At 65.4% G+C, this 14570-nt stretch carries 12 protein-coding genes; 11 read left to right on the top strand and 1 reads right to left on the bottom strand.

Annotated features, from left to right (window positions below):
• Positions 1-28: 28 nt before the first annotated feature.
• The 9 genes from U8330_RS02535 (at position 29) to U8330_RS02495 (ending at position 10768) form a co-directional block, all read left to right on the top strand.
• Positions 29-1186, top strand: coding sequence for an aminodeoxychorismate synthase component I (locus U8330_RS02535; RefSeq protein WP_323103596.1), 1158 nt, complete (start codon positions 29-31; stop codon positions 1184-1186).
• Positions 1183-1875, top strand: a complete 693-nt coding sequence (locus U8330_RS02530) for an aminotransferase class IV family protein (RefSeq protein ID WP_323103595.1) — start codon at positions 1183-1185, stop codon at positions 1873-1875. The genes U8330_RS02535 and U8330_RS02530 overlap by 4 nt, the downstream gene beginning before the upstream one ends.
• Positions 1876-2024: 149 nt before the next feature.
• The gene (locus U8330_RS02525; RefSeq protein WP_323103594.1) at positions 2025-3476 is read left to right on the top strand and encodes a homospermidine synthase; all 1452 of its coding nucleotides are present in this window, start codon (positions 2025-2027) and stop codon (positions 3474-3476) included.
• 202 nt (positions 3477-3678) lie between these two features.
• On the top strand, positions 3679-4050 hold the full coding sequence (omp10, locus tag U8330_RS02520) for an outer membrane lipoprotein Omp10 (protein ID WP_323103593.1): 372 nt from the start codon (positions 3679-3681) through the stop codon (positions 4048-4050).
• Between the two features lie 153 nt (positions 4051-4203).
• Positions 4204-6396, top strand: a complete 2193-nt coding sequence (locus U8330_RS02515) for a 5'-nucleotidase C-terminal domain-containing protein (RefSeq protein WP_323103592.1) — start codon at positions 4204-4206, stop codon at positions 6394-6396.
• Between the two features lie 159 nt (positions 6397-6555).
• Positions 6556-7635, top strand: a complete 1080-nt coding sequence (gene hemH / locus U8330_RS02510; RefSeq protein WP_416236895.1) for a ferrochelatase — start codon at positions 6556-6558, stop codon at positions 7633-7635.
• A gap of 65 nt (positions 7636-7700) precedes the next feature.
• Positions 7701-8699 (top strand): SPFH domain-containing protein, encoded by a 999-nt coding sequence (locus tag U8330_RS02505; RefSeq protein ID WP_323103590.1) that lies wholly within the window; start codon positions 7701-7703, stop codon positions 8697-8699.
• 3 nt (positions 8700-8702) lie between these two features.
• Complete coding sequence (locus U8330_RS02500; RefSeq protein ID WP_323103589.1) at positions 8703-9158, top strand: NfeD family protein; 456 nt, start codon at positions 8703-8705, stop codon at positions 9156-9158.
• A gap of 167 nt (positions 9159-9325) precedes the next feature.
• Complete coding sequence (locus U8330_RS02495; RefSeq protein WP_323103588.1) at positions 9326-10768, top strand: outer membrane beta-barrel protein; 1443 nt, start codon at positions 9326-9328, stop codon at positions 10766-10768.
• Positions 10769-10854: 86 nt separating this feature from the next.
• Here U8330_RS02495 and galU read toward each other — a convergent pair whose 3' ends face one another.
• Positions 10855-11736: a UTP--glucose-1-phosphate uridylyltransferase GalU gene (gene galU, locus U8330_RS02490; RefSeq protein ID WP_323103587.1), complete on the bottom strand. Its 882-nt coding sequence runs from the start codon at positions 11734-11736 to the stop codon at positions 10855-10857.
• 286 nt (positions 11737-12022) lie between these two features.
• Between galU and U8330_RS02485 the strand changes: the two genes are divergently transcribed.
• Positions 12023-13240 carry a lytic murein transglycosylase gene (locus U8330_RS02485; protein WP_323103586.1) on the top strand — a complete coding sequence of 406 codons (1218 nt, stop codon included), beginning with the start codon at positions 12023-12025 and terminating at the stop codon, positions 13238-13240.
• 93 nt (positions 13241-13333) lie between these two features.
• Positions 13334-14563, top strand: coding sequence for a DUF459 domain-containing protein (locus tag U8330_RS02480; RefSeq protein ID WP_323103585.1), 1230 nt, complete (start codon positions 13334-13336; stop codon positions 14561-14563).
• The last annotated feature ends 7 nt before the right edge of the window (positions 14564-14570 follow it).

Genomic DNA, 14570 nt, shown 5'->3' with positions numbered 1-14570 from the left:
GACACCGCACGCTGCCAGACCGGACCCGATGACCGACACGCCCTTCATTCTCCTGCGCGACGACAAGGCCGGAACGCAAAGGCTGTTTGCCGAGCCGGACCGGCTGATCGTCGCGCGCAGGCGCACCGAGATCCTGCCGGCGCTGGCCGCGCTGGAGACGGAGCGGCGGGCCGGCCGCTGGCTGGCCGGCTTTCTCTCCTATGAAGCAGGCTACATCTTCGAACCGAAGCTCGCGCCTCTCATCGAGGACGACCGCGAGACGCCGCTTCTCTGTTTCGGGGTCTTCGACGGGCCGGCGCCGGAGGACCATCCGCTGGCCGCACCGCGCCGGCGCACCGACAATGCCCCTTTCCTCAGCGAACCGCGCGCAGCCTGGGACCTCGCCGCCTATCGCCAGCGCTTCGACCGCCTGCACCGGCACTTGCGGCAGGGCGATTGCTACCAGGCCAACCTGACCATGCCGATCGCCGCGCGCTGGAGCGGCGATCCGCTCGCCGCCTTCTGGTCCCTCATCGAACGGCAACCGGTGCACTACGGAGCGCTCGTGGCGCTGGAGGGGCCCGTCCTCCTCTCCCGCTCGCCCGAACTGTTCTTCCGCCTCGGTTCCGACGGCGTGATCGAGACCCATCCGATGAAGGGCACGGCCCCGCGCGGCAGCCATGCGGCCGAGGATGCGGCCATCGTCGCCGCTATGCTGGGAGACGAGAAATCCCAGGCCGAAAACCGGATGATCGTCGATCTGCTGCGCAACGACATTTCGCGCATCAGCACGGTCGGCACGCTGGAGGTGCCGAAGCTCTTCGACATCGAAACCTATCCGACCGTGCACCAGATGGTCAGCCATGTGCGGGCAGAGCTTGCACCCGGCCTGACCGTGACCGATATCCTGGCCGCCCTGTTCCCCTGCGGCTCGGTCACCGGCGCACCGAAGCTGCGCGCCATGGAAATCCTGCATGCGCTCGAAACCGGACCGCGCGATGCCTATTGCGGCGCGATCGGCCTCATCCGCCCGGATGGCAGCATGCAATTCAACGTGGCGATCCGGACGCTGTCGCTCTTTGCCGATGGGCGCGCCGTCTTCAATGTCGGCGGCGGCATCGTCTTCGATTCGACGGCCGAGGCCGAATATGCCGAGTGCCTGCTCAAGGCCCGCTTCGCGCTGGGCGAGACGGAGGTGGCGCAATGAACGAATTCACGCTGATCGAGACCATGCGGTTCACACCGCACCAGGGGATCTGGCGCCGCCGGCTGCATCTGGAGCGGCTGAAGCGTTCGGCCAACCGGCTGAGCTTCGCCCGGCCGGAGGATCTGGAGTCACGGCTGGATGCAGCCGTCAAGCAGGCAAGTGCGGAGGAGGACGCAGACATGCTGCGGGTGCGCCTCTCCCTATCGCGAGACGGCACGGTCAGCATCACGACGGCTCCCTTCGCGCTCCAGAACCCAGGCACCGTCTGGCAGGTCCGCATTGCCAAGGCGCGGCTCAAAAGCACCGATCCGCTGTTGCGCTACAAGACGAGCCGGCGCGGGACCTATGAGGCGGCACGTGCGGAATATGCGGGGACGGAAGCCGATGAGGTGTTGCTGCTCAACGAGGCGGGAGAGCCCTGCGAAGGCACGATCACATCGCTCTTCCTTGATGACGGCTCCGGCGTCCTGAAGACTCCGCCGATTTCGGCCGGGCTGCTGGCCGGCGTGCTGCGGACCGAACTGATCTGCGCCCGCAAGGCCCGCGTCTGTCGGCTCAGCCTTGCCGATCTGAACACCGGTGCGCTGTTCATGGGCAATTCGCTGCGTGGCCTGATCGCCTGCCGCCTCGTCGGGCACGACGATGCCGCACCGTGCAGGAAGACGGACAGGGCCGGCCCTTTATTGTGACGGGAAATTGTGCTTAGGAACCCGGACCGAAGCCCTGCGAGGCGGCGGACCCGCGGTTGCGTCAACCAAGTCAGCGCAACGCTTCAGCTTTCACGGCCGCCGGCGTGCGGCCGGCCATCCGAGACGGCCATATCCAGGAGAGTCACATTATGGCGGATACCACCTATCCGGTTCACGGCGAAATCACCGGCCCGATCGTCATGATCGGCTTCGGCTCGATCGGCCGGGGAACGCTGCCGCTGATCGAGCGGCACTTCACGTTCGACAAGAACCGGATGGTCGTCATCGACCCGCGCGAAGACGCGGCCGACATGGAGATCCTCGAGCGCCACGGCATCCGCCACATCAAGGCGCACGTCACCCGCGAGAACTACAAGGACCTGCTGAAGCCGCTGCTGACCGAAGGCAAGGGCCAGGGCTTCTGCGTCAACCTCTCAGTCGACACCTCCTCGCTCGACATCATGAAGCTCTGCCGCAAGCTCGACGTGCTCTATATCGACACGGTCGTCGAGCCCTGGCTCGGCTTCTACTTCGACAAGGACATGAAGAACTCCGAGCGCACCAACTATGCGCTGCGCGAAACCGTGCGCCATGAGAAGAAGAAGAACCCGGGCGGCGCGACCGCCGTTTCCACCTGCGGCGCCAATCCGGGCATGGTGTCCTGGTTCGTGAAGCAGGCGCTGGTCAACCTTGCCAATGACCTCGGCATGAAGTTCGACGAGCCGGACCAGCACGACCGCGAGGGCTGGGCCAAGCTGATGAAGAAGGTGGGCGTCAAGGGCATCCACATTGCCGAGCGCGACACCCAGCGCACCAAGAACCCGAAGCCGCTCGACGTCTTCTGGAACACCTGGTCGGTGGAAGGTTTCATTTCCGAAGGTCTGCAGCCGGCCGAGCTCGGCTGGGGCACGCATGAGGCGTGGATGCCGAAGAACGCCAAGAAGCACAAGAAGGGCTGCCAGGCGGCCATCTATCTGGAGCAGCCGGGCGCCAACACCCGCGTTCGCACCTGGTGCCCGACGCCGGGCCCGCAATATGGCTTCCTCGTCACCCACAACGAGTCCATCTCGATTGCCGACTTCTTCACCGTTCGCGACAAGGACGGGGACGTGACCTTCCGCCCGACCTGCCATTACGCCTATCATCCCGCCAACGACGCCGTGCTCTCGCTGCACGAAATGTTCGGCAATGGCGGCAAGCCGCAGTCGGTCTTCCATGTTCTCGACGAGAACGAGCTCGTGGACGGCGTCGACGAGCTGGGCGTCCTGCTCTATGGCCACGACAAGAACGCCTATTGGTACGGCTCGCGCCTCTCGCTGGAAGAAACCCGGCGTATCGCGCCCTACCAGAACGCCACCGGCCTGCAGGTGACCTCCGCCGTGCTTGCCGGCATGGTCTGGGCGCTGGAGAACCCGAAGGCCGGCATCGTCGAAGCCGACGAGATCGACTACAAGCGCTGCCTCGAAGTGCAGCTGCCCTATCTCGGCCCGGTCGAAGGCCACTACACCGACTGGACCCCGCTCGACGGTCGCCCGGGCCTGTTCCCGGAAGACATCGACGAGAACGACCCCTGGCAGTTCCGCAACATCCTCGTGCGCTGATCGGCTCGGTCTGACTTGCCCAGTGACGCCCGGAATGTAAGTTCCGGGCGTCATTGCGTTGCAGATGCGCCGCGCCTGCGCCGGAAACGGCGCGCAGCCCCTGTTTCGCCGCCCATGATTTCTCCGCCGGCCTTGCATTCAAGTGTCGATCGCGGCATGGTTTTTGCCGAGCCGGCCCCGGCTTCCCATACGGAGACTTGCGATGAAGCCCATATCCGCCCTGACCGTGTTCGCCCTGGCCGCAGCGCTTGCCGCCTGCCAGTCCGCGCCGCGCGAGGTGGCGATGGTCGAGCCGCGCGCCGCCGCTCCGGCCGGCGTCGATGGCGCCTGGGTCGATCCGAACGGCATCGTTTCCACCTTTGCCGGCGGCAGCTTCTCCACGCGCACCACCGACACGAACCAGCTTCTGGCCTCCGGCACCTATGTGAACGTCACGCCGCGCCTCGTCGAGATCAACATGACCTCGATGGTTCGCAAGACCCAACAGAAGGTCAATTGCGCCATGGCCTCGCCCTCGCAGCTCAACTGCACCACCGATACCGGCGCGCAGTTCTCGCTGACCCGCAAGATCTGAGCCGGCGTACGGCCTTTCTCCTCGCCTGAAATTTTGCGTGCGCGACGTGCTTTTGCCTTGCAGTCGTCATGCTGGGATGGAACTCTCCCCGAGCCGGCGGCCGTCGCACGCCCGGATGCCGGATCGCGCGTTCCGACAATGAGGAGATCCATCATGATCCGCAGCCTGAAGACGGGACTGGTCGCCGCGACCTTCGTGGCGCTTTCGACCGGTGCAGCCTTTGCCGATTACGAGCTTACCATCCTCCATATCAACGACTTCCACTCCCGCATCGAGGCGATCAACAAGTCGGACGCCACCTGCTCGCCGGAGGAGGAGGCCAAGAACGCCTGCTTCGGCGGCGCGGCGCGCATGCTGACCGCCATCAACACCACCCGCAGCGGCCTGGAAGGTACCGGCAAGTCCGTCCTGACGCTGAACGCCGGCGACAATTTCCAGGGCTCACTGTTCTACACGACCTATAAGGGCATGGCGGAAGCCGAAGTCATGAATGCCATGGCGTTCGACGCCATGACGGTCGGCAATCACGAGTTCGACGATGGCGATGCCGTTCTGGCCGGCTTCCTCGACAAGAACCGCATTCCGATGACCGCAGCCAATGTGGTGCCGACCAAGGAGGCCAAGATCGGCGATCGGCTGAAGCCCTATCTGATCGTTGAAAAGGGTGGGCAGAAGATCGGCATCGTCGGTGCCGTCACCACCGAAACGCCCGAGGTCGCCAATCCCGGGCCGACGATCGCCATTGCCGACGACGTGGCCAAGATCACCGAGGCGGTCGCCGCGCTGAAGGCGGAGGGCGTCAACAAGATCATCGCGCTCACCCATGTCGGCTATACGCGGGATGTCTCCGCCATCGCCAAGATCCCCGATGTCGATGTCGTGGTCGGCGGCCACAGCCACACCTTGCTGTCCAACACGGTCGAGGGTGCCGAAGGCCCTTATCCGACCTGGGTCGACAATCCCGGCGGCTACAAGGTGCCGGTCGTCCAGGCCTTCCAGTACAGCCGCTATCTCGGCGATCTGACAGTGGTGTTCGACGATGCCGGCGTCGTCAAGCAGGCAAGCGGCGAGCCGATCCTCGTCGATTCGACGTTCCAGCCCGACCCGGCGCTTTCGGCGCGTATTGCAGAGATGAAAGGGCCGATCGAGGATCTGAAGAAGCAGGTGGTGGGCGAATCGAGCGACGCCATCATCGGTGACCGCAAGACCTGCCGCGCCAGGGAGTGCGCCATGGGCAATCTGGTCGCCGATGCGCAGCTCGATCGCGTCAAGAGCCAGGGCATCACCATCTCGCTGCAGAATGGCGGCGGGCTGCGGGCGCCGATCGATGCCGGTCCGGTGACCATGGGCGAGGTCCTGACCGTCCTGCCCTTCCAGAACACGGTGGCCACCTTCCAGCTGACCGGCGCCGACCTGCTCGCCGCTCTCGAAAACGGCGTGAGCAAGATCGACGAAGAGGCCGGCCGTTTCCTGCAGGTGTCGGGGATGAAGTACAGCTTCGACCGCTCGAAGCCGGTCGGCAGCCGGGTCAGCGCCGTCGAGGTCAAGGAGGGCGAAGGTTTCGTGCCGCTTGATCCGGCCAAGACCTATGGCGTCGTCACCAACAACTATGTTCGCGGCGGCGGCGACGGCTTCAAGATCCTCTCCACCAATGCCAAGAATGCCTATGATTTCGGCCCGAACCTCGAACAGGCGGTGGCATCCTATCTCGGCGATCATACCCCCTACACGCCCTACACGGATGGCCGCATTACCGACCTGACGCCGGCCGACTACGTGCCGCCGGCCAAGCCGGAATCCGCTGCCCCGCCGGCCACCACGACGGCCCAGGCGACCCCGGCCCAGCAGCCCCCCGCTGCCTCGGCACCTGCCGCCACCCCGGCCCCGGCAAACCCCGCGCCCGCACCCCCCACGCCCGCTGTTCCGGCACCCGCCGACAGCACCCCCACCCTCGTCGCCCCGGCACCGGCTGCGGAGAACCCGGCCACACCTGCTGCGCCGACGGCGCAAACGCCAGCCAGCCCCGCGCCGGCCGCCCCTGCGCAGGCGGAACCGGCAACCCCTGCGCCGGCAGCCCCTGCACCGACGACCCCTGAGCCGTCCGCACCGGCCGCCGCGCCGGCAGAACCGACCACGTCTCAGCCGAGCGCCGCGGAGCCCAGCACGACGGAACCCGGCACGACGGAACAAAAGACGCATGTGATTGCGCCCGGCGATACGCTGTGGGATCTGGCGGAAGCCGCCTATGGCGCGGGCACGGCCTGGAAGCGGATTGCGGAAGCCAACGGCAACCCGCCGCCGCGCCGGCTGATGGTTGGCGAGACGCTGACCATTCCGGCCCGCTGATCGCCGACGAAATGCCCACTGGGACGATTGGTCCCAGACGATGTACCGGTCCGGAGATTGTCCGGGCCGGTTTTTCTTTTACATGATGGCTGAACCGCCATGCCTCGTCTCCGTATAGGAGCCGAACCAGCCCGCAGGATGAAACCCGTGACATCCCCCATGACCTTGACCGATTCGTCGTCCGCCGCCGTAGCGCCGCCCGCCGTCGGACCCTCCGCCCCGCTGCCGACCGGCCATCCGCCGGTCAATTTCGGCAAGATCGGCGTTCTGCTCGTCAATCTCGGTACCCCCGATGGCACCGACAAGGTGTCGATGCGGCGCTATCTCAAGCAGTTCCTTTCCGACAAGCGGGTGATCGAGTGGTCGCGGGTCTTCTGGTATCCGATCCTCTACGGCATCGTGCTCAACACCCGGCCCGCAAAGGTCGGCAAGGCCTATGCCGCGATCTGGAATAATGATCTCAACGAAAGCTTCCTGCGCACCTACACGCGCAACCAGGCAGAGAAGATGGCGGCGTCCTATGCCGACCGACCGCAGGTGGTGGTGGACTGGGCCATGCGCTACGGCCAGCCCTCGATCCCCTCGCGCATGGAGGCGCTTCAGAAGGCCGGCTGCGAGCGGATCCTGCTCTTTCCGCTCTATCCGCAATATGCCGCCGCCACCACCGCGACGGTGAACGACGAAGCCTTCAAGTCGCTGCTCGGCATGCGCTGGCAGCCGGCGCTGCGCACCGTTCCGCCCTATCACGACGACCCGGTCTATATCGAGGCGCTCGCCAACTCGATCACGCGCCACCTTTCCACGCTCGACTGGGAGCCGGAGGTGGTGCTGACCTCCTTCCACGGCATTCCGCAGAGCTATTTCAAGAAGGGCGATCCCTACCACTGCCAGTGCTACAAGACCGCGCGGCTGCTGCGCGAGAAACTGGGCTGGTCCAAGGAGAAGCTGCGCGTCACCTTCCAGTCGCGGTTCGGACCGGAGGAATGGCTGCAGCCCTATACGGACAAGACGGTGGAAGCGCTGGCCAAGGAAGGGGTCAAGAGGATCGCCGTCATCAATCCCGGCTTCGTTTCGGACTGTCTGGAAACGCTGGAGGAAATCGCCGGTGAAGCCGGCGAGATCTTCCACCACAATGGCGGTGAGCACTTCACCCATATTCCCTGCCTGAACGACAGCGAGGACGGCATGCGCGTGCTCGACCACGTGGTGGCGCGGGAATTGAAGGGCTGGGTCGGATAAGCGTTCCGCCAGCCCTTGCGGCGTGCTAGATCCTTTAGCCAAGCCAAATGGAAAAGGGGTGCAGCATGCTCGGTGGATTGGATATCATCGTCGTGGCTCTCGTCGCCTTCGTGGTGCTGGTGCTGGTCGCCGGCATCAAGACAGTGCCGCAGGGCTATCGCCATACGGTGGAGCGCTTCGGCCGCTATACCCGCACGCTGGAGCCTGGCCTCAACCTCATCGTTCCCTTCATCGACCGCATCGGCGCGAAGATGAATGTGATGGAGCAGGTGCTGGACGTGCCCACCCAGGAGGTGATCACCAAGGACAATGCCTCCGTTTCCGCCGATGCCGTTGCCTTCTACCAGGTTCTCAATGCGGCAGAGGCTGCCTACCAGGTCGCCAATCTCGAAAGCGCCATCCTCAACCTGACCATGACCAATATTCGCTCGGTCATGGGCTCGATGGATCTCGACGAGCTGCTTTCCAACCGCGACACGATCAATGACCGGCTGCTGCGGGTCGTGGACGAGGCCGTGGGACCCTGGGGCATCAAGGTCACGCGGGTGGAGATCAAGGACATCCAGCCGCCGAAGGACCTGGTCGATGCCATGGCGCGACAGATGAAGGCGGAGCGCGAGAAGCGGGCCCTGGTGCTCGAAGCGGAAGGCGCGCGCAACGCCCAGATCCTGCGGGCCGAGGGCTCGAAGCAATCGGCCATCCTGCAGGCGGAAGGCCAGCGCGAGGCGGCGTTCCGCGATGCCGAGGCACGCGAGCGACTGGCAGAGGCCGAAGCGAAGGCGACCCATATGGTCTCGGAAGCGATTGCCGCCGGCGATGTCCAGGCCATCAACTACTTCGTCGCCCAGAAATATACGGAAGCGGTGACCGCGATCGGCACCGCCAGCAATTCGAAGATCGTGCTGATGCCGATGGAAGCCTCGGCGCTGATCGGCTCGCTCGGCGGCATCGGCGCGATCGCGCGCGAGGTGTTCGGCGAGGCTGGCGCGGTGGCATCGCCCCGGCCGCGCCCGTCCGGCCCCTCGGTCGGCCAGCGCCCGCAGCCGCCGGCGGAGCGCGTCTGAGCCATGGTCGCCCGCATTGTCGAAGAGCTCGGGCCCTGGGCCTGGTGGGTGGTCGGCCTGGCACTCCTGGCGCTCGAGGTCGTTGTGCCCGGCGTCTTCCTCGTCTGGTTCGGTCTCGCGGCGATCCTGACCGGGTCGCTGGCCCTTCTGTTCTGGAACGCGGCCTTCTTCGAATGGCATATCCAGCTGCTGCTGTTCGCGCTGTTCTCCGTGGCGACCGTGCTTTCCGGCCGGCGCTGGATGAGTGGCAAGGGTGCAGGCGACCAACCGCTGCTTAACCGGCGCAGCGAAGGCCTGGTCGGGCGCACGGCGGTGCTGGAAGAGCCGATTGCCGAAGGGGTCGGGCGGGTCCGGCTGGGGGATACGCTCTGGCGGGTGGAAGGCCCGGACCTGCCGGCCGGCGCGCGCGTCCGCGTCGTCGCGGCCTTCGACAGCCGGCTGCGGGTCGACGCTGCCTGAGTGGGCACGCGCGGGCGACCCGTACCGCCATCTGCCCGCCGCCCCTGCCGGCAAGGAATGGTTAACCATGCTCCTTTACTGTCGCGCAAGAACTGTACTTCCTCCCGCGCGGACAGGCCATGGCGCCCCATCGATTTCCTGGACATTGCCGGCCTCCCCGTCCGCAGATGCGTTTGCGCCTCGGTGCCGCGCTTCTGCTGACAGGCGTCGCGCTTGTCCCGGCGGCGCGCCCCGCTCTGGCCCAGACTGTGGCGGGAGCACCCGGCGGCGCTCTGCCCTTTTCGGCCGCCGCACGCCCCACCCTGCCCGGCAGCGTGGCGGACGAGGCCACACCGGATCCGGCAGCGACCGCCGCCATCAACGGCCTTGGCGATGACGAGGCCTTGCAGGGCGCGCTGTCGCTCGACGATGACCGCGTGCGGGAAAACCTGCGCGAGGGAACGGTCGACGGGTTGAAGGCGACGCTCGACACCACCCGCAACGACGCCCAGGGCATCCCGCTCGGCACCTTCACGCTCAAGCCCTCGCTGGGCCAGACGCTGAACCACGAGAGCACCCGCAACGGCGATGGCAGCCGGGAAAGCCGCACCTATACCGAAACGGGCCTCAAGGGCACGCTGACCTCCGACTGGTCCCGTCATCAGCTTACCGTCACCGGCGAGGGATACTGGCAGAAGAACATTTCCGGCAGCGGCGAAACGGAACCGCGCGCCTCGATCGACGCGGATCTGCGCCTCGACATCACGCGTGCCACGACCGCGACCTTGCGTGCCGGCTATGCCTTCGATCGCGAGGATGCCACCGATCCGAACGCGATCGAAAACGCGACCACCCAGGCCGGTGTCAACCGCTATAGCCTCGGCGCAGGACTGGAGCATGATTTCGGCATCCTGCGCGGTGCAGCGCGGGTCGATCTCGAGCGTTATGCCTATTCCGACGCGCGTCTTTCCAATGGCGGCCGCCTTTCGACCGCGGACCGCGACCGCGATGTCGCCACGGTGACCGGCCGGATCGGCTACGAGCTGTCCCCTGCCCTGGTTCCCTTCATCGAAGCATCGCTCGGCCGCGGCCGCTACGATCTGCGGCTCGACAGCAACGGCTATGCCCGCTCCTATGACACGCTGTCCGGGCGTGGCGGCGTGGAGCTCGATCTTGGCGAAAAGCTGAACGGCGAGCTGTCGCTTGGCTATGCGCGCTACCGCTTCGACGATGCGCGGCTGAAGGACCTGAACGGCGTAACCGTCGAGGGGCTGATCAACTGGTCGCCGCTGCGGGGCACCGACGTGACCTACGGTCTTTCCACCACCCTCGAACCCTCGACCACGTCGGGAGAGAGCGGTGCGCTCGCCTATACGCTGTCGAGCAGGCTTACGCACGCGCTGCGCTCCGCTTTGGTCGCGCGGCTTTCCAGCAGCCTGACGTTGCGCAATTACCCGAGCGGCGCAGCCTCGAATGACCAGAAAGTCTGGCTGGCCGGCGCCGGCCTGACCTACGACATCAACCGCTATCTGGCGCTGACAGGCGATGTCAGCTACGAGCGGACGATGAACGAGGGCGGCAACAGCACGAATGTGGCCCGCATCGGCGTCGGACTGACGCTGCGTCGCTGAGCATTGACACAAGCAACCGAAACGAAGAAGGCCGCACCGTCTTCCCGACGATGCGGCCCAAGTTTTGTGATCGAACGCCGCTTCGCCTAGCGGGCGAGAAGCGCCTTCAGCGGGCCTTCGACCGAACCGCGAATGTCGCCACGGGCCAGAGCGAAGGCGACGTTGGCGAGGATGAAGCCATCCTTGGCGCCGCAGTCATAGGTTTCGCCCTTGAAGTGGTAACCGGCGAAGGGCTGCTCCTTGAGCAGCTTGAGCATGCCGTCGGTCAGCTGGATTTCGTTGCCGGCGCCCCGCTCCTGGGTTTCCAGGATGCCGAAGATCTCCGGCTGGAGGATGTAGCGGCCGTTGATGAAGAAGTTCGACGGCGCCGTGCCGGCGGCCGGCTTCTCGACCATCTGGTTGATGGCGAAGCCTTCGCCGATCGCATCACCCACGCCGACGATGCCATATTTGTGAGCCTGGTCGGGAGCGCACTCCTCGACAGCCAGGACATTGCCGCCGCTCTGCTCGTAGAGATCGACCATGCCCTTGAGGCAGCCCTTCTCGCCGCGCATGATCATGTCGGGCAGGAGAACCGCGAAGGGCTCGTCGCCGACGATATCGCGGGCGCACCAGACGGCATGGCCGAGGCCGAGCGGGGCCTGCTGGCGGGTGAAGCTCGTCATGCCGGCCTGCGGCAGGATATCGGCGAGCAGGGTGAGCTCGGCGTTCTTGTTGCGCTCGCGGAGCGTCTGCTCCAGCTCGGTGTTGATGTCGAAATAGTCTTCGATGACCGCTTTGCCGCGGCCGGTGACGAAGACGAGATGTTCGATGCCGGCCTCCAGGGCCTCCTCGACGACATATTGGATGACGGGCTTGTCGACCACCGTCAGCATTTCCTTCGGAACCGCCTTGGTTGCCGGCAGGAACCGTGTTCCGAGTCCGGCTACGGGGAAGACGGCCTTGCGGACCTTACGCTTGTCACTCATCGAAATCTCCGGATTGTAAAAACTGATGTCAATGTGGCACGGCGCCGATCACGCGTTCATGTAGCAGGCACAATGAACGAATGGCTATTTTTTTGGGAGAAGAAGACGCAGGCGCCGGATGATGGTAAAGAATTTGTTGACCTCATTTCCTTAAACTGACGGGATGCCGGCTTCGGGTCGGTGAACCGTTAGACCTTCGAACGGCGTATGCCTGAAGGTCTTGTGCCTTTGAACATGCCTTGCCAGCCGAAAGGCTGCGAGCCTGCGATACGGAAACGACAGTCCGATGACCAACACCCGTCTGACCTTCCGCCGTCTCTCCGCCGCCTTGATCGCGGCAGCAACTCTTTGCGCGGCGGTGCCCGCCCATGCGGATGCCGGCTTCCAGAACTGGATCAATTCCTTCTACACGACAGCCGCGCGGGAAGGTATCACGCAATCCACGTATCGCAAGGCCTTTGCCGGTGTAAAATCTCCTGACCCTGAGGTTGTGGAGAAGGCGAATTATCAACCGGAATTCAAGCACAAGATCTGGGAATATATTGACAGCCGGGTCAATCCCTACACGCAGCGGATCGGCCAGGAGATGGCTGCCAAACACAAGCGCACGCTTGATGCGCTGGAGCGGCATTTCGGCGTTGATCGCACCATCCTGCTCGCCATCTGGTCGATGGAGTCCAATTACGGCGCCGTTCTGGAGAAGGACGAGCGGCTGCATTACGTGCCGCGCGCCCTGGCGACGCTCGCCTATGCCGACCCCAAGCGGGCAAAATATGCCCGCACCCAGCTGATCGCGGCGCTGAAGATCCTGCAGGCGGGCGATATCAGCCCGCGCGAGCTGAACGGCTCCTGGGCAGGCGCCATGGGCCATACCCAGTTCATCCCCACCAGCTATCTGCTCTATGCGATCGACGCGGACGGCAATGGTCATCGCGACATCTGGAACTCCGTGCCGGACGCGCTCGCGACCGCGGCCAACCTTCTGAAGAAGAACGGCTGGCAGGCCGGCCAGACCTGGGGGTATGAGGTGGCGGTGCCCAATGGCGGCACGCAATATTCCGGCCAGACCAAGACGCTGAAACAATGGGCGGCCCTCGGCTTCCAGCGCCCGAGCGGCAAGGGCTTCCGTGACGGCAGCCAGCGCGCGACGCTGAAGGCGCCCGGCGGTCCGGGCAGCCCCGGCTTCCTGATGACGAAGAACTTCTTCGTGCTGAAGCGCTACAACGCGTCCGATTCCTACGCGCTCGGTGTTGGCCTGCTGGCGGATGAGATCGCCGGCTATGGCGGGCTTCAGCAAGCCTGGTCGCGGCCGGACGGCACGCTCGACATCAAGCAGAAGTTCGAGCTGCAATCGCGCCTGAAAGAACTCGGCTATTACGACGGCGAAGTGGACGGCAACTTCGGCTCCGGTTCCAAGGCCGCAATCCAGGCCTTCCAGAACCGCAACGGCATGGCTCCGGACGGCCAGCCGACCCAGAACCTGCTGCGCGCCCTGCGCAATTGATGCCGACTTGCGGACCCGCAGCACCTGCTGCGGGTCCGCGCGGTCGCCACGCGCCTGTTCCCCCCGGTCGCATCCTCCCCTATGATACGGCCCATGATGCACCGCCTGTTCCGCCGCTCCGTTGTCCGCGCACTCGCCCTGCTGCTCGTCGTGCTGCTGGCCGTCCCCTTTGCCGCCACGCTTCCTCCCGTCGCGCCGGTGGAGGCGCAGGAGCGACGCAGCATCGTCGATTTCTTCTTCGGCCGGCCCCGGGCGCGCGATCCCGTTTATGAAACCTACGGCGATGGCGACAGCTTTGCTCCTGCCCCGCGCCGAGCGCCAGCCAAGCCGCGCGTCAAGCGCACCAAGGCCAAGCCAGCCGCAGCCCCCGCGCCGGCGGCCGAGCCGGTGGTGGTCGAGAAGCGACCAGATGCCAAGACCGTGCTCGTCGTCGGCGATTTCATCGCCGGCGGTCTGGCCAGCGGCTTGGCGCAGGCCTTTGCCGAAACACCCGGCATCAAGGTGGAAGACCGCAGCGAAGTGTCGTCCGGCCTCGTGCGCGAGGATTATTTCGACTGGCCGGACATGCTGCCCGCCTTCGCGGACGATGTGAAGCCGGCGCTGATAGTCATCAGCCTCGGGGCGAACGACCGGCAGCAGATCAATCTTGCCGGCAGCCGCGAGAAGTTCCGCAGCGAGGCCTGGACCAGTGCCTATACCGACCGGGTCAAGGCGTTCGCCGAGCAGGCACGCGGGCGTGGCGTGCCGCTGCTCTGGGTCGGCATGCCCTCCTTCCAGTCCGCCTCCATGAGCGCGGATATGGTGGTGCTGAACGGCATCTACCGGGCGGAAGCCGAAAAGGCCGGCGGCCAGTTCATCGATATCTGGGATGGCTTCGTCGATGAGGACGGCAAGTTCATCACCACCGGGTCGGACGTGAACGGACAGCAGGTGCGCCTGCGCGGCGCAGACGGCATCAACCTGACGGCCGCCGGCAAGCGCAAGATGGCCTTTTATGTCGAGAAGGATATTCGCCGGCTGCTCGGGGAAAATGCCGGCGCCGAGGGGGGCATTCCGGCTGCGAGCGGCATGAAGGATCTTCTCGTCTCGGCGCCGACCAGCGACAGCATTCTGCGCACGCCGCCGATCAGTCTCACAGACCCGGAACTCGACGGCGCCGCCGGCCTTCTCAATCCGCAGGCGATCGGCAAGGGCAACGGCCTCAGCCTGCGTGACCGACTGATCGAGAAAGGCGACGTCGCCGCGGCGCCGGCCGGGCGTGTCGACGACTTCCGTCTCGCCAAGCCGAGCACGGTGATCAGCAATCCGGTCATGCGGAACTGACCTGGCC

This window comes from Rhizobium sp. CC-YZS058 (genome assembly GCF_034720595.1).
Lineage (GTDB): Bacteria > Pseudomonadota > Alphaproteobacteria > Rhizobiales > Rhizobiaceae > Ferranicluibacter.
The sequence above is the reverse complement of the archived record's forward strand: the minus strand, read 5'-3'. Positions and strand labels throughout refer to the sequence as shown.

Bases quoted from the DNA above. Each gene is read 5' to 3' on its own strand.
- galU (WP_323103587.1), bottom strand. From the start codon at position 11,736: ATGAGTGACAAGCGTAAGGTCCGCAAGGCCGTCTTCCCCGTAGCCGGA.
- U8330_RS02480 (WP_323103585.1), top strand. From the start codon at position 13,334: ATGATGCACCGCCTGTTCCGCCGCTCCGTTGTCCGCGCACTCGCCCTG.
- U8330_RS02525 (WP_323103594.1), top strand. From the start codon at position 2,025: ATGGCGGATACCACCTATCCGGTTCACGGCGAAATCACCGGCCCGATC.
- U8330_RS02485 (WP_323103586.1), top strand. From the start codon at position 12,023: ATGACCAACACCCGTCTGACCTTCCGCCGTCTCTCCGCCGCCTTGATC.
- omp10 (WP_323103593.1), top strand. From the start codon at position 3,679: ATGAAGCCCATATCCGCCCTGACCGTGTTCGCCCTGGCCGCAGCGCTT.
- U8330_RS02505 (WP_323103590.1), top strand. From the start codon at position 7,701: ATGCTCGGTGGATTGGATATCATCGTCGTGGCTCTCGTCGCCTTCGTG.
- hemH (WP_416236895.1), top strand. From the start codon at position 6,556: ATGACCTTGACCGATTCGTCGTCCGCCGCCGTAGCGCCGCCCGCCGTC.
- U8330_RS02500 (WP_323103589.1), top strand. From the start codon at position 8,703: ATGGTCGCCCGCATTGTCGAAGAGCTCGGGCCCTGGGCCTGGTGGGTG.
- U8330_RS02535 (WP_323103596.1), top strand. From the start codon at position 29: ATGACCGACACGCCCTTCATTCTCCTGCGCGACGACAAGGCCGGAACG.
- U8330_RS02515 (WP_323103592.1), top strand. From the start codon at position 4,204: ATGATCCGCAGCCTGAAGACGGGACTGGTCGCCGCGACCTTCGTGGCG.
- U8330_RS02495 (WP_323103588.1), top strand. From the start codon at position 9,326: ATGCGTTTGCGCCTCGGTGCCGCGCTTCTGCTGACAGGCGTCGCGCTT.
- U8330_RS02530 (WP_323103595.1), top strand. From the start codon at position 1,183: ATGAACGAATTCACGCTGATCGAGACCATGCGGTTCACACCGCACCAG.